This is a genomic window from Curtobacterium sp. 'Ferrero' (assembly GCF_002412165.1).
In the GTDB taxonomy this organism is placed as follows: Bacteria; Actinomycetota; Actinomycetes; order Actinomycetales; family Microbacteriaceae; genus Curtobacterium.
This window is the reverse complement of the sequence record NZ_NXIA01000007.1, coordinates 111297-132402: the sequence shown is the minus strand read 5'-3', so window position 1 is coordinate 132402 and position 21106 is coordinate 111297. Positions and strand designations below refer to the sequence as shown.

21 protein-coding genes are annotated in these 21106 nt (G+C 72.3%); 8 read left to right on the top strand and 13 right to left on the bottom strand.

Annotated elements, in window-relative coordinates:
- Positions 1-62: 62 nt before the first annotated feature.
- Both Csp2054_RS08655 and Csp2054_RS08650 read right to left on the bottom strand, forming a co-directional pair.
- The gene (locus Csp2054_RS08655; protein ID WP_217990893.1) at positions 63-980 is read right to left on the bottom strand and encodes a DNA-3-methyladenine glycosylase family protein; all 918 of its coding nucleotides are present in this window, start codon (positions 978-980) and stop codon (positions 63-65) included.
- 2 nt (positions 981-982) lie between these two features.
- On the bottom strand, positions 983-1639 hold the full coding sequence (locus Csp2054_RS08650; protein ID WP_096898898.1) for a TetR/AcrR family transcriptional regulator: 657 nt from the start codon (positions 1637-1639) through the stop codon (positions 983-985).
- A 77-nt stretch (positions 1640-1716) separates the two neighbouring features.
- On the opposite strand from Csp2054_RS08650, the gene Csp2054_RS08645 reads away from it, so the two are divergent.
- Complete coding sequence (locus Csp2054_RS08645; RefSeq protein WP_096898897.1) at positions 1717-2448, top strand: SDR family NAD(P)-dependent oxidoreductase; 732 nt, start codon at positions 1717-1719, stop codon at positions 2446-2448.
- 55 nt (positions 2449-2503) lie between these two features.
- Here Csp2054_RS08645 and Csp2054_RS08640 read toward each other — a convergent pair whose 3' ends face one another.
- Complete coding sequence (locus Csp2054_RS08640; protein WP_096898896.1) at positions 2504-3058, bottom strand: GNAT family N-acetyltransferase; 555 nt, start codon at positions 3056-3058, stop codon at positions 2504-2506.
- A 42-nt stretch (positions 3059-3100) separates the two neighbouring features.
- On the opposite strand from Csp2054_RS08640, the gene bla reads away from it, so the two are divergent.
- Together bla and Csp2054_RS08630 are read left to right on the top strand one after the other, a co-directional pair.
- Positions 3101-4027 (top strand): class A beta-lactamase, encoded by a 927-nt coding sequence (gene bla, locus Csp2054_RS08635; protein ID WP_096898895.1) that lies wholly within the window; start codon positions 3101-3103, stop codon positions 4025-4027.
- Between the two features lie 216 nt (positions 4028-4243).
- Positions 4244-6295 carry a transglycosylase domain-containing protein gene (locus Csp2054_RS08630; protein ID WP_255252673.1) on the top strand — a complete coding sequence of 684 codons (2052 nt, stop codon included), beginning with the start codon at positions 4244-4246 and terminating at the stop codon, positions 6293-6295.
- 51 nt (positions 6296-6346) lie between these two features.
- Here the strand turns inward: Csp2054_RS08630 and Csp2054_RS08625 are convergent, their stop codons facing one another.
- The 4 genes from Csp2054_RS08625 to Csp2054_RS08610 are packed head-to-tail and all read right to left on the bottom strand — an operon-like array spanning position 6347 to position 10575.
- Positions 6347-7372, bottom strand: coding sequence for an ABC transporter substrate-binding protein (locus Csp2054_RS08625; RefSeq protein WP_096898894.1), 1026 nt, complete (start codon positions 7370-7372; stop codon positions 6347-6349).
- 43 nt (positions 7373-7415) lie between these two features.
- The gene (locus Csp2054_RS08620) at positions 7416-8312 is read right to left on the bottom strand and encodes an ABC transporter ATP-binding protein (RefSeq protein WP_096898893.1); all 897 of its coding nucleotides are present in this window, start codon (positions 8310-8312) and stop codon (positions 7416-7418) included.
- Entirely contained in the window at positions 8309-9490 is a 1182-nt protein-coding gene (locus Csp2054_RS08615) for a FecCD family ABC transporter permease (protein ID WP_217990892.1), read from the bottom strand. Before Csp2054_RS08615 ends, Csp2054_RS08620 begins: the two co-directional genes overlap by 4 nt.
- Entirely contained in the window at positions 9487-10575 is a 1089-nt protein-coding gene (locus Csp2054_RS08610) for a FecCD family ABC transporter permease (protein WP_096898892.1), read from the bottom strand. The genes Csp2054_RS08615 and Csp2054_RS08610 overlap by 4 nt, the downstream gene beginning before the upstream one ends.
- A gap of 28 nt (positions 10576-10603) precedes the next feature.
- Here Csp2054_RS08610 and Csp2054_RS08605 point away from each other — a divergent pair, with 28 nt between their 5' ends.
- Positions 10604-11443, top strand: coding sequence for a siderophore-interacting protein (locus Csp2054_RS08605; protein ID WP_096898891.1), 840 nt, complete (start codon positions 10604-10606; stop codon positions 11441-11443).
- Positions 11444-11465: 22 nt separating this feature from the next.
- Complete coding sequence (locus Csp2054_RS08600; RefSeq protein ID WP_096898890.1) at positions 11466-11843, top strand: VOC family protein; 378 nt, start codon at positions 11466-11468, stop codon at positions 11841-11843.
- Between the two features lie 39 nt (positions 11844-11882).
- On the opposite strand, the gene Csp2054_RS08595 is transcribed toward Csp2054_RS08600, so the two are convergent.
- The 4 genes from Csp2054_RS08595 to Csp2054_RS08580 form a co-directional block, all read right to left on the bottom strand.
- The gene (locus tag Csp2054_RS08595; RefSeq protein WP_141399188.1) at positions 11883-12389 is read right to left on the bottom strand and encodes a hypothetical protein; all 507 of its coding nucleotides are present in this window, start codon (positions 12387-12389) and stop codon (positions 11883-11885) included.
- Between the two features lie 296 nt (positions 12390-12685).
- Positions 12686-13600, bottom strand: a complete 915-nt coding sequence (locus Csp2054_RS08590; protein ID WP_096898888.1) for a carbohydrate ABC transporter permease — start codon at positions 13598-13600, stop codon at positions 12686-12688.
- Between the two features lies 1 nt (position 13601).
- Entirely contained in the window at positions 13602-14567 is a 966-nt protein-coding gene (locus Csp2054_RS08585) for a carbohydrate ABC transporter permease (RefSeq protein ID WP_096898887.1), read from the bottom strand.
- Between the two features lie 45 nt (positions 14568-14612).
- Positions 14613-15965: an extracellular solute-binding protein gene (locus tag Csp2054_RS08580; protein ID WP_096898886.1), complete on the bottom strand. Its 1353-nt coding sequence runs from the start codon at positions 15963-15965 to the stop codon at positions 14613-14615.
- 211 nt (positions 15966-16176) lie between these two features.
- On the opposite strand from Csp2054_RS08580, the gene Csp2054_RS08575 reads away from it, so the two are divergent.
- The 3 genes from Csp2054_RS08575 to Csp2054_RS08565 all read left to right on the top strand — a co-directional run bounded on the left by Csp2054_RS08575 (position 16177) and on the right by Csp2054_RS08565 (position 19517).
- Positions 16177-17679, top strand: coding sequence for an alpha-N-arabinofuranosidase (locus tag Csp2054_RS08575; RefSeq protein ID WP_096898885.1), 1503 nt, complete (start codon positions 16177-16179; stop codon positions 17677-17679).
- A gap of 205 nt (positions 17680-17884) precedes the next feature.
- Positions 17885-18082, top strand: coding sequence for a hypothetical protein (locus tag Csp2054_RS08570; RefSeq protein ID WP_096898884.1), 198 nt, complete (start codon positions 17885-17887; stop codon positions 18080-18082).
- Between the two features lie 130 nt (positions 18083-18212).
- Positions 18213-19517 (top strand): PP2C family protein-serine/threonine phosphatase, encoded by a 1305-nt coding sequence (locus tag Csp2054_RS08565; protein WP_176491624.1) that lies wholly within the window; start codon positions 18213-18215, stop codon positions 19515-19517.
- A gap of 181 nt (positions 19518-19698) precedes the next feature.
- On the opposite strand, the gene Csp2054_RS08560 is transcribed toward Csp2054_RS08565, so the two are convergent.
- The gene (locus Csp2054_RS08560; RefSeq protein WP_096898882.1) at positions 19699-20454 is read right to left on the bottom strand and encodes a phosphatase PAP2 family protein; all 756 of its coding nucleotides are present in this window, start codon (positions 20452-20454) and stop codon (positions 19699-19701) included.
- Positions 20451-21029, bottom strand: coding sequence for a DUF2127 domain-containing protein (locus Csp2054_RS08555; RefSeq protein WP_176491623.1), 579 nt, complete (start codon positions 21027-21029; stop codon positions 20451-20453). Before Csp2054_RS08555 ends, Csp2054_RS08560 begins: the two co-directional genes overlap by 4 nt.
- Positions 21030-21106 lie beyond the last annotated feature (77 nt).

Here is a 21106-nt window from a genome sequence, read left to right as displayed (position 1 = left end):
CGACCGGACCGGACGCGCCGGCGCCGCAGCGGATCCGCCGCGTCCCGGACGCGTCGGTGCCGTCAGGGTCGCGGTGAGCGGGGCCGCTTCGGGGCGGTCGGCGGCGCCGTCTCCCAGCCCGAGGCGTACAGGAGGCGGGCGACCCGGTACCGGTGCGGCCGCCACGGCTCGAGGAACGGCACGAGTTCCGCGTCCGTGAAACGTCGTCCGGCGAGGACGTGTCCGACCACGGCGGCGAGGTGGAAGTCGCCCACCGAGACCGCGTCGGCGTCGCCGAACGCCCGCTGACGCACCTCGGCGGCCGTCCACGCACCGACGCCCGGCAGGGAGCGCAGCGCCTCCCCGGCCGATGCCGCGTCGCGGTCGAGCAGTCGGGCGAGCGCGTCGGCCCGGCTCGCGGTTGTCCGGACGGTGGCCACGCGCCGCCCGTCGACCCCGGCCCGACGCCAGAGCGCTTCCGGGGCGGCCTGCCACGCGCGCGGCGACGGCGGCGTGACCATCCCCGCGGGAGCAGGGCCCGGGGCCGGATCGCCGAGCGCCCGGTGCAGGACCTGCCAGGCGCGGACGGCCTCCTCGCCGGTCACGCGCTGCTCGAGCGTCGCCCCGACCAGCGCTCCGAGGACGTCACCGGTGCGGGCGATGCGGAGCCCGGGGAAGCGGCGGTGTGCGCGCTCCAGGACCGGGTGGCCCGGCACGAACCCGGTCGGGTCGTCGCGGCCGCCGAGCAGGTCCGGGGCGTCGGCGACGGCGGACTCGGCTGCGGCACCCCAGGCCTCGGCCAGCAGGGCACCGCCCGCCGCCTGCACGCGGAGTGTCGCGGTGCGGCCGTCCGGCGTCCGGACCGTCCGCCAGGCGACGAGGTCGGACACGCGGTGGACGGGGTCGAGTCGTCCGTGCTGCAGCCGCCCGAGCGTCTGCGCCAGGTGCGTCCGGTGCGGTGGACGCCACTCGGCACCGGCGTCCGGGCGCGGTCCGGTCACCGTCAGACCAGGCGGGCGGCGGCCCGACGCGCTGCGACGGCCCAGGGGCGGGTCGGGTCGGCCTGGGCGCTCGCCATCGCGCCGTCGTAGAGCAGGCAGAGCTCGAGTGCGGTGGTCACGGCGGCGTCGTCGCCCGCCTGCGTGAGCAGGTCCTCGAAGAGTCGCCGGACCCAGTCGCGGTGCTCGAGGGTCACGTCGTGGGTGGGATGGCCGGGACCGTACTCGGCCTCGACGTTGATGAAGGGGCAGCCGCGGTACCCGGGCTCCTCGAACCACTCGCCGAGCAGGTCGAACACGGCGAGCACGCGGTCGCGCGGCGTGGCGCCCCGTGCGGGCAACTCGGTCGCGACGTGCGCCTGCCACGCCGCACTCCGCCCGCGCAGGTAGCCGAGCACCAGGTCGTCCTTCGTCCGGAAGTGCGTGTAGAGGCTCGCCTTCGAGATGTCCGCCTCCGCTGCCACCTGGTCGACGCCCACGGCGTGGATGCCCTGCTCGTAGAACAACCGGTCGGCGGTGGCGACCGCCCGTTCGTACGCCGGTCGTCGCCGGGTCCGCACGCTCCGGCCCGGGGACGTGCGGGCCTCCGAGGTGTGGTCCTCGGAGGTACGGGCCCGGGAGCTGCGGTCTGTGGTGGACCGGTTCGACGTGATGTCCGGCATGGTTTGACTTTACTGCACCGACCTGTACAGTTACCAGCGCTCGTAACCGAACCGATCTGTTCAGACAGGACATCGCCATGACCTCCACCGCACTCGTCACCGGATCCACCAGCGGCATCGGCCGCGCCACCGCCGAGCAGCTCGCGGCCCGCGGGCTGCACGTCGTCGTCTCCGGACGCAGCACCGAGCGGGGCGAGGAGGTCGTCCGGGGCATCCGCGCAGCCGGGGGCACCGCCGACTTCGTCCGGGCCGACCTGCGCGACGCCGCCGACGCCCAGGCCCTCGCCGCCGAGGCGCTGCGACTCGGCGGCGGGAGCGTCGACGTGCTCGTCAACAGCGCCGGCATCTTCCCGTTCGGCCCGACGGCCACCACGACGCCCGAGGGCTTCGACGAGGTCTACGACACCAACGTCAAGGCTCCGTACTTCCTCGTCGCCGCCCTCGCCCCCGGCATGGCGGAACGCGGCACGGGCGCGATCGTGAACGTCACCACGATGGTCGCGGAGTTCGGTGCCGCCGGCATGGGGCTCTACGGTTCGACCAAGGCCGCGCTCGTCCTGCTCACCAAGTCGTGGGCCGCCGAGTTCGGTCCGTCCGGCGTCCGCGTCAACGCGGTCAGCCCGGGGCCGACCCGCACCGAGGGCACCGCCGCGATGGGGGAGGGCCTCGAGCAGCTCGCCGCCGCGGGCCCCGCGGGTCGCCCGGGCACCGCCGACGAGATCGCCGAGGCCATCGTCTTCCTCGCCACCGGCGCGGCGTTCGTGCACGGCGCGGTCCTGCCCGTCGACGGCGGACGCGCCGCGGTCTGATCGGGCGCGCGCTGCGGTCGCGCGGCGATTGGGTCGGGAGCGTGCCTCCCGACCCTCAGCCGGCCCCGCCGTGGTCGTCGTCCCACGGCACGGGCGTCGTGGTGCCGGACTCCCAGTCACGCCGGAGGATCCCGTACCCGACCGACGCGACCGCCGCCTCGCCGTCGACCGGCCACGCCTCGCGGTAGTGCGCCTCCTTCACCCACCCGGCCCGGAGGAACGTCCGGCGCATCGGGACGTTGTCCTCGCGGGTCTGCCCCTCGAACCGCGTCACCGACGGCAGGGTCCGGAAGACGTGGTCGGTGACCGCGCGGAGCGCGCCCACGGCGAGCCCGCGTCCGCGGTACGCGCCGGCGAGCCGCAGGTCGAAGAGCGGGACCGGGTCGGACAGGTCCTCGAGTCGCACCAGACCGATCCGTGCGTGGTCGTCGTCGAGCCAGAACGACTCGTGGTCGTCGTCCCGCCAGTTCCCGTCGTCGACGCCCCGCTCGGCGTCCGCGGGGCTGATCGTCCGTCGCACGTGGAACGGGAACGTCTCGCTCGTCAGGAACGCCACGAGGGCGGTCCGGTCCTCGCCGGTCGGGTCCAGGGGGGTCAGGCGGACGGTCACGCGCCCAGGCTAGCCGCGGGTCCGTCCGGCAGGGTCGACCCCATGCGTGCACGGACGACGACGACACTGGCACTCTCGGTCGCCCTGGCGTGCGGGCTCACCGGGTGCAGCGGAGTGCACCCACCGACCGCAGCGCCGCCGTCCACAGCACAGCGCTCCAGTGCACAGCCCTCCACCGCAGCATCGAGCGCAGCCGCCTTCGCCGCCCTCGAGCAGCGGTTCCGGGCCCGCCTCGGGCTCGTCGTGCTCGACCCGCGCGACGGCACGAGCGTGCAGTACCGGGCCGACGAGCGGTTCCCGTTCGCGTCGACGAACAAGGTGTTCATCGCCGCCGCGGTGCTCGACCGCTCCAGCACGGCGGACCTCGACGCCGTCGTGCACTTCGACCGCTCGGACCTGCTCGCGTACGCACCGGTCACCGAACGACACCTCGACACCGGCATGACCGTCCGTGAGCTCGTCGACGCGGCCCTCCGGTACAGCGACAACACGGCCGCGAACCTCCTCGTGGAGCGCCTCGGCGGACCGGCGGCGGTGCAGCGGTGGTTGCGCTCCACCGGGGACCGGGTCACGCGCGTCGACCGCGTCGAGCCCGACCTCAACACGGCGGTGCCCGGCGACCCGAGGGACACCACCACCCCGCTGCAGTTCGCCGCCGACCTCCGCGCGGTGCTGCTCGGCGACGTGCTGTCACCGGCCGCACGGGCCCTGCTCCGCAGCACGATGGCGGCGAACACCACGGGTGACGCCACGATCCGTGCCGGGGTGCCGTCCGGGTGGGAGGTGGCGGACAAGACCGGCACGGGCGAGCGCGGCGTGCGGAACGACATCGGGATCGTGACCCCTGCCGGCGGTGATCCGCTCGTGGTCGTCGTCACGACCCGGACCGACGACCCGGACGCCGCCCCGTCGGACGCGCTCGTCGCCGCGGCGACGCGGGCGGGCATCGCCGCCCTGCGGACCGCCTGACCGCAGTGCGCTCGCCACCGCGCCGCGCCGGCGGTCGTGGGTCGCGAGGCGGCGCCGCCACGGGCCTCCCGTCCGCCCGTCGGTAACGATCCGTACCGACTCGGCGGTCTCCCAGCCCCCACCCCGGGGTTCCCCCGGGAAGTCCCGGCGACCGTCCGACCGGCGCTGCCAGCGTGCGGAGCGACGCACCGGTCACGGTGCACGAGGGGGAAGAGCATGACGTTCGGACGTGTCACCGGGGCCGTGGCTGGCTTCATCGGCGGGAGCGTGCTCGCCGGATTACTGGTCGGGGTGGGGGTGACCCCGGCGATCGCCCTGGCGGGCTTCGGCACCTCGTCGGCGATCGACACCTTCGCGTCGCTGCCGGAGTACATCGAGATCGGCGACCTCCCGGCGCGGAACGAGGTCTGGGCGTACCGCGGCGGCGAACCCGTGCACCTGGTCGACGTGTTCGACCGGAACCGCGAGCAGCTGCCCCTCGACCGCATCAGCCCGACGCTGCGGCACGCGGCCGTCGACGGCGAGGACAAGCGCTTCTGGGAGCACGGGGGCGTCGACGCGCAGTCCCTCGTGCGCTCGCTCGTGAGCGTGGTCGCGGCGCACGGCAAGGGCGGTTCCGGTGGGTCGACCCTCACGATGCAGCTCGTCCGCAACATCAAGATCGAGCAGGCGTCGCAGCTGCCTCCGGACGAGGCCGAGGCCGCCGTCGCGGACGCGACCGCACGGACGCCCCAGCGGAAGCTCGAGGAGATCAAGCTCGCGATCGGCCTCGCGAAGCGGTACTCCAAGCAGGAGATCCTCGCCGCCTACCTGAACATCGCCTACTTCGGCGACGAGACGTACGGCGTGCAGGCCGCGGCGCAGCACTACTACGGCAAGGACGCCACCGACCTGACCCCTGCCGAGGCGTCCTCGCTCATCGCGATCGTCCAGTGGCCGGAGCGTCGCGACCTGTCGACACCGGACCACTACGTCGACAACGTCGCCCGGCGTGACGTCATCCTCCGTGCGATGCACGAACAGGGCCACCTCACCGCCGCCGAACTGCGGACGGCGCTCGCGACGACGCCGGCCCGGACCGTGCACCTGACCGCGCCGCAGCAGGGCTGCCGCGCCGTGGAGCCCGGCGCCGAGTACTTCTGCGACTTCGCGGTCCGTACCGTGCGGTCGCTGCCGCAGCTCGGCGCGACGCAGGCCGAACGGGACGCCGCGTGGCGCACCGGCGGCTACCGGGTGCAGACGACGCTCGACCTCGACCGGAACCGTCAGCAGAAGGCGTTGCTCGACCGGTACGACCCCGCCACCGAGCCGGGCTTCGCGCTCGGGTCCGTGTTCGACTCCGTCGAGGCCGCCACCGGTCGGGTCCTCACGATGGCGCAGAACAGCACCTACGACCGGTCCGCCGGTGCGCCACGAGGATCGACGTCGCTGAACTACTCCGTCGACGAGGCGTCCGGCGACGCCCGGGGCTTCCAACCGGGGTCCACGTACAAGATGTTCACGCTGCTGGCGTGGCTCGAGGCAGGACGCAGCCCGGACGCCGTCGTGGACGGGACGCGGCACACCCAGCGGACGTGGACGCAGTGCGGGCGGACGATCGTCGCCCCGTACGGGCCGAAGAACGACTCACCGGGGCAGACCGGGCCGTACTCGGTCCGGCAGGCGACGGCGCAGTCGGTGAACGCCGCCTACGTGTCGATGGCGTCGCAGCTCGACCTCTGCGACATCCGCGACGTCGCGACACGGCTCGGCGTGCACCTCGCCACGGGTGGGCAGGTGCCGGCGAATCCCGCGACGATCCTCGGCACCGAGAGTATCGCGCCGCTCACCATGGCGTCCGCCTACACGGCGGTCGCGAACGGCGGCGTGCGGTGTGACCCGGTGGTCGTCGACCAGGTGACGGACCGGAGCGGCACCCAGCTCGGCGGCCAGCCGCGATCGTGCCGGCAGGTGCTGTCGCCGACCGTCGCGGCCACGGCGTTCGCAGTCATGCAGGGCGCGTTCCACGGCGGCACGGCGACAGGCGGGCGGACCGCGGACGGCGCGACGCTGTTCGGCAAGACCGGCACGACGGACGCAGCGGACCAGATCTGGCTGATCGGCGGGACGACACGGGTGGTCACCGCCTACTGGCAGGGCAACACCGACGGCGGGACGGCGAACCTCCGCCACTTCGGGAACGGGCAGGGCGGGACCTACGCGGGTGCGCGGGCGACGGTGTGGCGACAGGCGCAGGAGGCGGTGAACGCCGCCTGGCCGGCGGGCTGACGACGGACGGGAGGCCCGTGGCGGCGCCGCCACGGGCCTCCCGTCCGACGGTCAGGACAGCTTGCGGCTGTCCTCCAGCCACCCCGCCAGCTTCGTCATGTAGTCGGCCTGCGAGGCGTAGTCGAGCGCCGGGAACGTCCAGCTGTGCACCTGGCCGGCGACGAGTGCCGGTTCGTCGGCGAAGGTCGGCTGCTTCTCGAGGTCAGCGACCTGGTACCCCTGCTGGGAGAGCAGGATCACGTCACCCGTGACCTGGCCCGCGTTCTCCCAGGAGTAGACGCCCCAGTAGTAGCCCTTGGGCTTCGGGTCCACGAAGTCGACGCCGAACGACGTGTACATCTGCAGGGTCGGCTCGTCGGACGGCCGGGTGACGTAGACGCCGTCACCGTCCGCGTACATCGAGACGACCGACAGGTCGGAGTCCTCGGCGACCTGCCCGAGCCGGTCGGATGCGGCGTCGAAGCGCTGCTCGGCGCGCTCCACGGTGGACTGCCGGGCGCCCAGGGACTCCGCGAGGTCGGCGATGTGCTCGATGACGTCCTCGCCCTTCCCGCCCCACTCGACCTGCGCGACCGGGGCGATCTTCTCGACCTGGGCCTGCTGGTCGGTGTCCTTGAAGCCGTACGCCGGCTGGCTCTCGTCGATCGTGCCCTTCGCGTCCGTCGGGTACACGGACGTGACGACCAGGTCCGGCTGCAGGGCGGCGAGCTGTTCGAGGTCGATGTCGCCGTAGCCGGTGCCGAGCTGGGTGATGCCGTCCGTGTCGAGGTCGTCGAACCGTGCGTCCTTCGCCATGGTGAGCTGCCCGAAGGTGCCGACCGGGCGCAGACCGTACTCGATGAACGAGATGGCGATGTCGTTGAGGACGACGACGCGCTCCGGTCGGTGGTCCACGCGGACGGTGGTGCCCGTGGCATCCCGGTAGGTCCACGCCGTGTCGGCCGTCGCGGCACCGCCGGACGCGTCGCCGTCCGGGGCCGAGCCTCCCGATCCGGAGCAGCCGGAGAGCAGGAGGGCGGCGACGGCGACGGCGGTCACGAGGGCGGTCCGGACGGGACCACGACGGAGAGCGTTCATGTTAGGAGAGGCTAACCTAAGTCGGCGGAGGATGCGAGGTCGTTCAGGCGGACGTGTGCGTCGGCGTGCGCGTCGGCTCGGGTTCGTCGGCACCGGCGTGCGTGTCGTCGGGTTCGTCCAGGTCGGCGTGCGGGTCGTCGTCACGTTCCTCCGGTACCACCATCGGCGTTCCCGTGACCGGATCGGGGACGACGCGGGCGTGCAGGCCGAACGCCCGCTCGAGGAGCGCCGGGGTGAGAACGTCCGCGGGCGCGCCGTCCGCGGCGACCCCGCCGTCGTGCAGCACCACGAGCCGGTCCGAGTACCGGGCCGCGAGGGACAGGTCGTGCAGGACCATCACCACCGTGGACCCGTGCTCGCGGTTCAGCCGACGGACGAGCCGGAGCACGTCGAGCTGGTGGGCCAGGTCGAGGTAGGTCGTCGGCTCGTCGAGCAGCAGGGTCTCGGCCTGCTGGGCGACGACGAGCGCGATCCACGCGCGCTGCCGCTGCCCGCCCGACAGGCTCGCGACGTCGCGGTGCGCCACCGCCGTGAGTCCCGTGGCCGCGATCGCCTGCTCGGCCACTGCCGCGTCCTCCGCCGTCCACGGCCGCGCCCAGGACTGGTGCGGGTTCCGCCCGCGCAGCACCAGGTCGAGCACGCTGGTGCCCGCCGGGGCGACGGGGGACTGCGGCAGGATCGCGAGCCGCCTCGCCACCGCGCGCCCGGGCCGGCGACGGATCGGTTCCCCGTCCAGCAGGACCTCGCCGCTCTGGGGTCGGAGCACGCGGCCGAGGGCCTTCAGCAGCGTGGACTTGCCGCAGCCGTTCGCCCCGAGGAACGTCGTGACGGTGCCGCGCTCGATGCGGAGGTCGAGGTCGGCGAGCACGGGGTGGCGGTCGTAGCCGACGGCGAGTCGCCTGGCCTCGAGCACGGGGGTGGTCGGCGGGGTGGGGGTCATCGGGACATCTCCCTGCGGTGACGGACGAGGAGCCAGATCAGGTACGGCGCACCGATCACCGTGGTCACGATCCCGACCGGGACCTGCCACGGGAACACAGCACGGCCGAGCAGGTCCGCCGCGAGCACCAGCGCGGCACCGAGCGAGCCGGCCAGGAGCAGCGGCGGTCGGTTCGTCCCGGCCAGCCGGAGTCCGATCTGGGGGACGACGAACGCCACGAAGCCGACCGGTCCGGCCGCGGCGACCGCGGCGGCGGTGAGCACCACCGCGAGCCCGACCACGAGCGTCCGGTGCCGGTGCACCGCCAGCCCGACACCCGTCGCGACCTCGTCCCCGAGCTGACCGACAGCGAGCGCCGCACTCGTCGCGAGCGCGAGCGGGACCGCCACGGCGGCGACGAGCAGCAGCGGCCACACGCTCGACCACGACGTGCTCGACAGGCTGCCGACGAGCCACTGGGACGCGGCGGCCGCGGCCGTGATCTTCGCGCGGACGAGCAGGTAGCTCGTGAGGGCGTCGAGCGTCGCGCCGACCCCGATGCCCACGAGCACGAGACGGTGGGCCTGGACGCCGCCGCGCCACCCCAGGCCGTACACGAGCGCCGCCGCCACGAGCGCCCCGATCGTCGCGGCCACCGGGATCCCGGCGCCGAGCACCGCGGCGGACACCGAGTACGACCCGCCGCCGAGCACGATCGCCGCCACCGCACCGACGCTCGCGCCCGAGGTCACGCCGATGATGTCGGGCGTGCCGAGGGGGTTCCGCGTCACGGTCTGCGTGAGGGCGCCGGCGACACCGAGCGTCAGGCCGACGAGGGCTCCGGTCAGGACCCGGGGCAGGCGCAGGGTCTGCACGATGAACGCCTCGGGTCCGCTGCCCGCCCCGAGGAGCGATCGGACCACGGTGTCCGGGGCGATCCACGTCGAACCGACGGCCACGCCGAGCACGACGAGCACGGCCGTCGCGACGAGTGCGGCGGCCGTGGTCCAGAACACGCGGGGCCGCCAGGCCAGGGCGACGGGGCCGACCACGACGCCGCGGTGGGTGGCGCGAGCGGGCGCGACGTCCCGGTGGTCGGCGGCTCCGTCGTCGCGGCGGTCCGGGTCGACCGCGACGTCTCGCCGGTGCGCGGGGTCGACCGCGACGTCCCGCCGGTGCGCGGGGTCGACCGCGCTCACAGCGACACCAGCGATCGGCGACGGGCGACGAACACGAAGACGGGTCCGCCCAGGACCGCGAGCACGATCCCGACCTCCACCTCGGAGAACCCGCCCACGAGCCTGCCGACGACGTCCGCGACGAGCACGAGCACCGCGCCGAGGAGTGCCGACACGGGGAGGGTCCACCGGTGGCCGGCACCGACCAGCGCCCGCGCCACGTGCGGCACCGTCAGGCCGACGAAGCCGATCGGTCCCGCGGCCGCCGTCGCGCCGGCGGCGAGGAGGGTGATGCCGCCGAGGCCGACGATCCGGGCGGCGACGAGGTGCTCGCCGAGTCCCTTCGCGAGCTCGGTGCCGAGGCCGAGCGCGTCCAGGGCGCGGACGTTCAGGACGGCGAGCACGAGCCCGGCCGCGAGGAACGGCCACACCGCGGCGAGGACGTCGAGCTGCCTGGCCGCGAGCGATCCCACGACCCACAGCCGGTAGGCGTCGAGCGAGTCCTGGTCGGTCAGTACCACGAACGACGTCACCGCGGCGAGCAACGCGGACACCGCCGACCCCGCGAGCGCGAGCGGCACCGGGCTGGCCGTCCCACTGCCCGCGATCGTGACCGAGAACACCACGACGCTCGCCACCACCGCACCGGCGAGCGCGAACCAGACCGTCGCCCCGGTGCTCGTGATCCCGAACACGTACACGCCGAGCACGACCGCCAGTCCCGCTCCCGACGACACCCCGAACAGGCCGGGGTCGGCGAGGGGGTTCCTCGTGTGCCCCTGCATGAGGAGTCCGGCCACGCCGAGCGCCGCACCGACCGCCGCTCCGATCGCCGTCCGGGGGACCCGCGATCCCCACACGATCGCGGCGTCGGTCCCGGATCCCGTGCCGAGCAGTCCGGCGAGCACCCGGTCCGGAGCGATCCGGTTGCTGCCGAGCAGCAGGCTCGCGGCGGTCGCGAGGAGCAGCGCGAGGACCAGGCAGCCCACGACGGCGCTCCGACGACGCACGGCGGCGCGGTGGGCGCCGAGGGCGTCGGCTCGCGGTGGCCGTGGCGCGAGGGGAGTGGTGGCCCGGGGTGACGGAGCGTGGACGGGGGCTGGCATCCGGACCATCTTAGGTTAGCCTTGCCTCATGCCGAAGACCCCGAGGCTCCTCCCCGAGAACCCCCGACTGTTCCGTGCGCGGGTGGTTCGGGCGGGCCGGGTCTCACCGTCGATGCAGCGGGTGACGATCACGGGCGACGATCTCCACGAGCTCCGGTACCTCGGGTTCGACCACTGGTTCCGCCTGTTCGTCCGACGCCCCGACCAGCCCCGCTTCCACATGCCCGACCTGGACGGCACCCGCTGGTGGCCGACGTTCCTGGCGATCCCGGAGGACGTCCGGCCGCACTGCGCGAACTACACGATCGCCGCGTACCGGACGATGCCGGACGGCAGCGCCGAGATCGACGTCGACTTCGTCGTGCACACCGACGACGGCGGGGCGCTCGAGGGGCGTGCCGCGGTGTGGGCCTGCGCTGTCGTCCCCGGTGAGGAACTGGCGCTGCTCGACCAGGGCTGCATCTTCGACTGCCCGGACGACGCGAGCGCGGTGCTGGTCGTCGCGGAGGAGACCGGTCTGCCCGGCGTCGTGGGCATCGCGGCGTCGCTGCCCCGTGATGCCGTGGGGAGGATCGTCCAGGAGGTCCCGACCCGGGCGGACGTCCGGCCTCTCGATACGCCCGCCGGGGTCGACGTGACCTGGGTCGTCCGCGACGAGGTGGACGCGCACGCCGTCGCCGGGCGCGCCGCGCTCGCCGAACTGCAGCGGTGGATCCCCGCCGACGACCGTGTGTACGCCTTCGTGGTGGGCGAGTCGACCCTCGCGACCGAGGGTCGCCGCCACCTCCACCGGGCGGGCCTGCCGAAGTCGCGCATCACCTTCTCCGGGTTCTGGAAGCACGAGGCCCGCAGGGCGGTCCCCGCCTGACCGCTCCGGGTACGGTGCGGGCATGAGCTGTCGACTGCGCGAGATCGTCCTCAACTGCCACGACCCGGAGGCGCTCGCCCGCTTCTGGTGTGCGGTGCTCGACTACGTCGAACTCGGCAAGGACGACGACGGCATCGAGATCGGTCCCGCCTCCGGCTTCGGGGGAGCCACACCGACCATCATCCTCACCCGCGTCGAGCACGCGAAGGCCCAGCCGCTCCGGCTGCACGTCGACCTGTCGCCGGTCGACCGTGACCAGGACGCCGAACTCGAACGGCTGCTCGCGCTCGGTGCCCGCCCCGCCGACGTCGGGCAGACCGGGGCGGAGTCGTGGCACGTGCTGCAGGACCCCGAGGGCAACGAGTTCTGCCTCCTCCGCTCGCGCGTCGCGCCGCTCTGATCGGGCTGCCGGCCATGGGCTGCCGGCCGTGGTCGTCGGTCAGCCGCCGTGCCCCGGCCGCACGATCGACGCCACCCAGAGACCCCGTCCGGACCGGTCGGAGGTCGACGCCTCGAGGTCGACGCCGGACCCCCGCGGGACCACGATGTGCAGGCGGGTGGTGGCGCCGCAGGTGATGGCGCCGGCGGCGAGCACCGGTTCGTGTTCCGCGTCGTCGTGGTCGGTCCCGCTCCGGAAGCTGCGCACCGTGAGGTCGACGAAGTCGGTCGACCTGCAGACACCGACGACGTCGTAGGTGCCGCTCGCGATCGACTCGAGGTACGCCGCTGCGTGCGCGCCGTGCGGATCGTCATCGCTGACCTCGAGCCGTCCGGACGTCCCGCCCTGTCCGTCCGGGTCGCTGATCAGGCCGGTCATGCGGTCGATCCACGCCTCGCCGTACTGGGGCTTCGGCACCGGGTCGGCGTGCGTGCAGCCGGTGAGGACCGCCGCGAGGCCGACGGAGCCGAGCACGGCGACGACACGGAGCAGGCGGCGGCGTTCCACGGTGCCATCGTGCCCGGTGCCGGGACACCCGTGCCAGTCCCGCTTCGGGGGCGCGCGCCCGTTCCGAGCCGTGACCTTCCGACCCATCACGACCGACGTAGGAAGCCGTTCCGCTCGTAGGGTGCAGGAACTTCCGGCCGACCACGAGCGATTCGGCACACCATGAGCGATTCGGCGACCGACGAGCGATTCGGCAGGGTGGGCGCGAATCGGCCGCCGGTTGCGTGCTGCACCCGTGACGGACGGGAGGCCCGGTGCCAGCTGGCACCGAGCCTCCAGTCCGCCACGTCGTGGCGTCAGCCCTTGAGGCCGGAGCCCGTCACACCCTCGACGATCTGCCGCTGGAAGATCAGGTACAGGATGATCAGCGGCAGCGCCGCGAGGATCGCCCCGGCCTGGATGTCGGCGTACCGCTGGCCGAAGCTGCCCTGGACCGTGGCGAGCCCGACCGGGATCGTCATGAGGTCCGGGTTCGACAGCACGAACAGCGGCAGCAGCAGGTTGTTCCAGACCCCGACGAACGTCAGGATCGCCACCGCCGCGATCACGGGACGGGACAGCGGGAGGATGACCGACCAGTAGATCTTCCACATGCCCGCGCCGTCGATGCGCGCGGCCTCCTCGAGCTCCTTCGGGATGCCGTCGAAGAACTGCTTGAAGATGAACACCGCGATCACGGCCGGCACCTGCGGGAAGATCACCGACCAGTAGGTGTTCAGCAGGCTCACCGCGTTGAGCTCCTGGAAGATCGGGATGATCAGCACCTGCGTGGGGATCATGATGCCCAGGATGATGAGCAGGAACGCGACGTTCCGGCCACGGAACACCAGCCGGGACAGCGCGAACGCCGCCATCGAGGCGAACAGCACGGTGAGCGCGGTGGTCACGAGGCTCGTGATGCCGCTCGCCAGGTACCAGTTCCAGATGTCGCCGGCCTGGAAGAGCGCGGCGTAGGAGTGCAGCGTCGGGTTCCAGTTCGACAGGATCGCGTTCGCTCCGAGTGCGGCGACGCCGTTGTCCGACAGCGACGTCTTCAGGGCGAACAGGCTCGGGATCAGCCAGATGATCGCGAACACGGTGAGGATCACCGCGGCCACGATGTTGAAGCCCCTGCCCGAGACGCCGATCCTCGCGGCGTTCGACGGTGCGGCGGCGGAGACCCCGGTGCGGAGCTTGGGGCGTCCGGTCGTGATGCTCTCGGTCGCGGTCATGTCAGGCTCCGATCTCTCGCTTGGCGGCGGCGCGTTCGACGAGCTGCCGGATGACCGCGATCGCGACGATCACGATGAACAGGAGCACCGACGCTGCCGATGCGGCACCGAGCCGGTTGTCCGTGAAGCCGATGCCGGTGATGAGCTGGAGCGAGACCTGGGTCGAGATGCCCGGTCCGCCGTTCGTCATCAGGTACACCTGGTCGAAGATCTTCAGGCTCGCGATGATCTGCAGCAGGATCACGAGGGTCGTCGTGCGGCCGAGGAGCGGCAGCGTGATCGACTTGATCTGCTGCCAGTTCGACGCGCCGTCGACGGCCGCGGCCTCGTACAGCTCGCGCGGGATCTCCTGGAGGCCGGCGAGGTAGAGCACGAAGTTGAAGCCGAGCGTCCACCACACGGTCGCGAGCGCCACGCCGATCATCGCCGTGTTCGGGCTCGCCAGGACCCCCGCGCCCGGGGTCAGCCCGAGCAGCGACTGCACCGACGCGAAGAGCCCGGTCGACGGGGTGAAGATGAACACCCAGATGAGCGAGATCGTCGCCGACGGCAGGATGAACGGCAGGAAGAACGCCAGGCGGAAGAACCACTGCCCGCGGTTCATCCGGTTCGTCAGCACGGCGAACACGAACGCCAGGATGACCAGCGGCGGCGTCGTGTAGAGCGTGAACTGCAGGGTGTGCCAGAGCGAGGACCAGAAGTCGGCGCGGCCGAGCATCTCGGCGTAGTTCGCGAACCCGGCGAAGCTGCCGAGCCCGGTGCGCACCGTCGAGGTGTTGAAGAAGCTCGTGACGATCATCCACACCGTCGGTCCGAGCAGGAACGCGATGTAGAACACGCCGAACGGGGCGAGGAACAGCCAGCCACTGCGGCCCTGCCCCCTCGTCGTCGAGTGGGTACGGGGACGGGACTGCCGGGTGACGGCGGCCGCGTCCGTGGGACGGGTGAGAACGGGTGCTGCGGTCACGTCATCGTGCCTTTCGCGCGGTGTTCACGGTCATCGGTCGCCCGGTCACAGCGGGCTCGGGGTGTTGAGGTAGGTGGCGAGCTGGTCCTTGATCGCACTCAGGGCCTGCGCGGGGGAGCTGCTGCCCTGCTGCACGAGGGCGAGCTGCGCGCCCACGGTGTTCTCGAACGTCGAACCGGAACCGCCGTACCAGGCCGGGTCGTCGAACACGGCGTTCGTGGCGGCCGAGGCGTAGTCCGACTGCGGCTCGAGCTTCTTGTACGCCGCGCTGTCGAACGTCGGCATGTACGCCGGCACGTGCCCACCCTCGGCCCAGGTCAGGCTCTGCTCGAGCATCTGCTTGATGAAGAGCATGTGCGCCTTGCGCTGCTCGGGCGTGCGGTCCTTCCTCGGCAGGATGAACGTGTGCGAGTCGGCCTGCGCCGCGGGCTTGTCGAAGAGCTGCGGCACGGGGACCATGCCGAACTTCAGGCCCTTGATCGACTGGGCCGTGCTGATCTCCCACTCGCCCTGCATGAAGAACCCGGCCTTGCCGGTGAACATCAGCGTCTGCGCGGTCGCGTAGTCGAGCCCCTTGTTGAGCCAGCCGTTCTTCACCCACTTCTGGGTCATGTCGGTGACCTTGTTGTAGGCGTCCTCGTTGACCGTCAGCTTCGAGCCGCCGTCGCTGATGAACGGCGTCGCCCCGTCGATCTGGTTGTACATCGTCCAGAAGAACCGCCACGGGGTCGCGACCTCGCTGACGTTCGCGACGTTCAGGGCCGTGCCGCCGGTGACCTTCGCGACGGCAGCCAGCGCGCTCTCGAACGCGTCGATGCCGGACAGGTCCTTCAGCTTGCCGTCGCTGTCGATCAGTCCGGCCTTCTGGCACACATCAACGTTGTAAAAGAGCACGAACGGGTGGGTGTCGAGCGGGACGCAGATGTTCTTCCCGTCGGTCTTCTGCGCCGTCCAGGCCTTCTGGTTGAAGTCGCTGGCGCTGAGGCCGACGCTCGCCAGGTCGTCGCTCGTGATCGGGTCGAGCAGGTCGCCGTCCCAGAGCGGCTTCGCCCGGGTCAGGTGGGCGATCGCCACGTCCGGCGGCTTGTTGCCGACGGTGGCCAACGTCACCTTCGAGTAGTACGGGTTGCCCCAGGCGAACGTCGTCGCCTGCAGCGAGGACGGACCGCCGTGCTGCTTCGCGTAGCCGGCCTCCATCTCCTGCATGCGGACGCCGTCGCCGCCGCCGAACAGGTTCCAGAAGACCAGGGTCTCCGGGTTCAGTGCACTGCCCGCCAGGCCGGCGGCGAGCGGGCTCGAACAGGCGGCGAGGGGCAGGACGGTCGCCGCGGCGGCGCCGGCTGCGAGGAAACCGCGGCGTGTCAGACGCGACGCGGGTGTTGCAGGGGGGATCGGCATGGCATCACTCCATCGGGACGGGCCGAGCGGAACAGGGTCGGTGCTCCGCGTGGAGCGGTCTGCAGGGCGAACCGCTCCGTGAGCGCTCACCATAGTCGGGGACACGCCGCGCCGCCAGCCCTTTCGCGCGCGTCGGCAACCCGCTACCGTGGTCGCTCGGTGAGCGCTCACTTTCGTGTCACCCCGACGTCCTGCCGATCGAAGGAGATCCATGCCCCGCACACACCTCGTCCTCGACGCCGCGTTCACCGTGGGGCCGGTGCGCCGTCGCCTGTTCGGCGGCTTCGTCGAGCACCTCGGGCGACACGTCTACGACGGCATCCACGAGCCCGCGCACGAGTCCGCCGACGAGCACGGCTTCCGGAAGGACGTCATCGAGCTCGTCAAGGAGCTGAACGTGTCCGCCATCCGCTACCCGGGCGGCAACTTCGTCTCCGGCTACAAGTGGGAGGACGGCGTCGGCCCCGTCGACCAGCGGCCCCGTCGCCTCGACCTCGCATGGCACTCGACCGAGACCAACGAGGTCGGTCTGCACGAGTTCCAGCACTGGCTCGACCAGGTCGGCTCCGAGCTCATGCTCGCCGTCAACCTCGGCACCCGGGGCGCGCAGGAGGCCATCGAACTCCTCGAGTACGCGAACATCGACGCCGGCACCGCGCTCAGCGAGTACCGCCGCTCGAACGGCCGCCAGGAGCCCTTCGCCATCAAGATGTGGTGCCTCGGCAACGAGATGGACGGTCCGTGGCAGCTCGGCCACAAGAACGCCGACGACTACGGCAAGCTCGCCGCGATGACCGCCAAGGCCATGCGGCAGATCCAGCCCGACCTCGAACTCGTCGCCTGCGGGTCGTCCGGGGCGTCCATGCCGACCTTCGGAGAGTGGGAGCGGACCGTCCTCGAGCACGCCTACGACGACGTCGACTACATCTCCGCGCACGCCTACTACGAGGAGGACGGCGACATGTCGACGTTCCTCGCGTCGGGCGTCAACATGGACCACTTCATCGACACCGTCACGACCGCCGCCGACCACGTCAAGGCGCACAAGAAGTCCGACAAGCGGATCGACATCTCGTTCGACGAGTGGAACGTCTGGTCGATCAGCAAGTGGAACGAGCAGCAGAAGACGTTCGAGCTGCAGGACTGGCCCGTCGCGCCGCGCCTGCTCGAGGACGTCTACACGGTCGCGGACGCGGTCGTCGTCGGGGGTCTGCTCATCTCGCTGCTCCGCCACGCCGACCGCGTGGCATCGGCGAGCCTCGCGCAGCTGGTCAACGTCATCGGGCCGATCATGACCGAGCCCGGCGGGCCGGCCTGGCGCCAGACGACGTTCTTCCCCTTCTCGCTGACCTCGAAGCTCGCCAACGGCACGTCGCTGCAGGTCAAGGCGTCGGGCGACACCGTCGACGGCGGCAAGTACGGCGAGGTCCCGGTCGTCGACTCCGCCGCGACCGTCGAGGACGGCAAGGCCGCGGTGTTCCTCGTGAACCGCCACCAGACGGAGTCGACCACCGTCACGATCGACCTGGCCGGCATCGCCGCCGACGGCGAGGTCCGGGCCGAGGGCATCTGGGAGGACGACGTCCACCTGGTGAACGACCTGTCCGGGACCGACCGTGTCGGCCTGCGCGCCAACGAGACCGTGCGCCGTGAGGGCGACACGATCACGATCGAGCTGCCGCCCGTCTCCTGGACGGCCGTGTCGATCGGCTGATGAACGCCTCGGTGCACGTCACGGCGGGCGTCGAGTGAGCACGGCGGGTGCCGGGTCGCGACAGCGGCTCGGCACCCGCTGCTCTCCATCCCGACATCCGCTGCGGTGCGCGCGCTGCGCGCAGCCGGCCTGGAGGCGCGGTGCGGCTCGGTCGGTCCCCGCGAGTGTGCGGGCGCCGGCGTCGGTCGAGACGTAGGCTCGCGTCATGGCTGGTCCACCGCGTGCCGCCCGCCGACTCGTCGCGCTCACCGTCGCTGCGAACTCGGTGCTCGCGGTGTGCGGAGTGGTGCTCCTCGTGACGAACCTCGGGAACGACGGTTTCCTCGCCGTCTGTGGCGGAGTGATGTCCGCCGCCGGCGCCCTCTCGTTGGTGCTCAACCTCCGCAACCTCGGCCGGATGTGAGCTGCCGCAGGACGTGCGCCGACGCCTGATGTACGCGGCTGCTCGACGCGCGGGCCCGTGGTCTGCGGAGTGGGTACGGTTGTCCGGAGGACCGTCGCCCGTCACCGGGGCGACGGTGGACAGGAGCGGGATGACCCAGGCACCGGCACGTCAGGCGGTGCGTCCGACCGACACCGGACCCATCACGATCACCGGCGTGCGGACGGCGTGGGAGCCGCTCGCCAAGCAGGCCCTCGTCACGGCGCTGATCGTCGGGGCGGCGGTCGCGAGCACGACCTTCGACCTGCTCGAGGTCAGCGACGCCCGCACGATGTGGTCCGGCGTCGGCGTCGCCGTCGTGCTCCTCGTGGTGACCGCGGCCATGACCCGGTCGCGTCGGCTCACCGCGTTCGAGGTCGTCGTCCCGGTGCTCGACTTCCTGGCCATCGGACTGCTCCGGTTCGGCACGGGCGACGCCCGGTCGGCGTTCCTCGGCATCACGGTCCTCCCGCTCGTGTGGATCGCCGCCGGCCCGGGGCGCTGGCGAATCGTGCTGCCGCTCGTCGGCACCGCCGTCCCGTTCCTGCTCCCCGTCGTGCTGGAGTCGGACCGGTCGGTCGAGGTCAACGAGCTCGTCCGCCTGCTCGTCGTCGTCATCGTGTACGGGGCGGCGGCCACGGTCGTGAACGAACTGTCGCGTCGGTCGCTCCTGCAGCTCTCGGCAGCGCAGCGCTCGCGTCGCCTGGCCGAGGACGAGGTCACCCAGGCGGCCATCGTCCAGCGGTCGTTGCAGCCCGTCGACGGCAGCGGGCTCCCACCGGCCGTTCGCGTGGCCGGCACGTGCGTGCCCGCGAGGACGGTCGGCGGCGACTTCTACGACTGGTACCCGACCCCGGACGGTGGCGCGGCCGTGACGCTCGGCGACGTCATGGGCAAGGGCGTCGGCGCCGGGATGATCGCCGCGGCGGTGCGGGCCGTGATCCGCAGCAGCCTCGGCGACACCGACCCGGCCGAGGCGTTCCGCTGGACCTCGGCAGGGTTGAGCACCGGCTCCGCCGACATGGTCAGCGCCCAGTTCACGACCTGCTTCCACGCCAGGATCAGCGCCGACGGCACGCTCCGCTGGGTCGACGCCGGCCACGGCCTGACCCTGCTGCGCCGGGCGTCGGGCGGCAGCACGTTCCTCCGGTCCGGCAACCTGCCGCTCGGCGTCGGGACGAGCTGGTCCAGCGTCGAGGCGACCCTCATGCCGGGCGACAGCGTGGTCTGCGTCAGCGACGGGGTGCTCGACCTGTTCGGTGGCGACCTGGACTCCCTCGAACGCTGGCAGCGGTTCGCCGACGACCGGCCGGACATCGACGCCCTCGTCGCCGAGGTCGAGGCCCTCGCCGAGCGCGGCGACCGCCAGGACGACGTCACGGTGGTCGCGGTGACCTGGGGCGGCACCCCGGCCTGACGAACCGCTCGTGGTCGACCGAACCGCTCGTGGTTGACCGGATCGCTCGTGGTTGACCGGAACTTCCGGCATCCCATGAGCGGAACGGCTTCCTACGTCAGTCGTGATGGGTCGGAACGACCGCGACCGCGACCGCGACCAGGACCGCGACCACGCGCCCGGAGAGCGGGACCGAAGCGCGTCAGGAGCGGGCCCGTCCGATCTCGAGCGGCGGGTCCGGCTCCGGGTCCGCGGCGACCGCGCGCTCGCCCACCCGGGTGGTGAGGACGACGTCGATCGACACGGCGAGGGAGACGATCAGCAGCGACAACCCGACCGACCCCAGGGTGTCGGTGAGCCAGTGGTAGCCGAGGAAGAGCCGGCTGACGATCTGCAGGGCGACCATGACGGCCGCGGCGGCGAAGAGCGTGCGCAACAGCCACGGCCGACCGAGCCGCGACCCGATGAGCCAGGCCGCGAGCAGGAAGAAGTCGCTCGTGCCGAGGACGTGCCCCGACGGGAACGAGAACGAGTGGTCGACCTGGAGCATCATCTCGCCGATGGGCGGCCGCGGATGGCGCACGATCGGCGCGAGCACCTCGGCGGTGGCGACGCCGAGCAGCATGCCGGACGCCAGCAGCACGGGCCGCCAGACCTCCCGGCGGGCGATCGCCCAGGCCACGGTCACGACGGCGACGATGATCGGCATGCCGGTCGGACCGAACACGACCGCCAGGAACACCATGAACCCGACGGCGGCCGGCGTCCGGTGCGCATCGAACCACGCCTCGACCGGGGCGTCGAGCCGTTGTGCGCCCGTGTGGGTCAGGACGCCGACGAGCATGACCGTGAACAGGACCGCCCCGGCGACCGCGGTGAACGAGGCCGCTCGGAGCGTCCCGGCACGGTCGGCGGGGGTGACGGTGCGGCGGCGCCAGCGGGTGGTGGTGGTGCTCATCGGACGCCCTCCTCGGGGTGCTGCCGGCCTCGGCGGCTCGCGGCCGGTCCCGGCGGGGACGATCTGCGCCCCAGGACGCTCCGGACCGCGTCCCGCAGGCTCCTGTGGTGGCGGTACTCCCGGACGGTGAGCGCCACGATGGCGATGTCGACCAGGGTGAGCAGCGCCAACCCGGCGCTCGGGTGCAGCGCGAACTCGTAGCCCTGCCAGACCACGAACGCCGACAGCGCCGCGATCGCCCAGGGGTACAGCTTCCGCGACCCGGAGACGATCGCCGCCACGATGCCGAGCTTCACCAGGCCGTGCAGCACGAGGTAGACCGCGGCGAACACCGTCGCCTGGCCGGACAGGTCGGCCACGCCGTGCCGGATCAGGTGTGCGAGGAGGTCGTCCGGGTCTTCACGCAGTTCGCCGGCGGTCACCAGGCGGGCGGCCGCGTCCACCTGTGCGGAGGAGACGAAGAAGAGCGGCAGCCCGACGAGCAGTTCCACCAATCCGTCCACGGCCTTGAACGCGAACCCGACGAGGAAGGCGATGTCGAACCAGCGGTCCCCGGCCCTGCGTTCTCGATGCATCCGTCCATCGTGGCCCGCGGCCTCCCAGAAAGCGCGGATCATGCGGACCGTGGCCCGTCGATGCTCAGCGCCGCGTC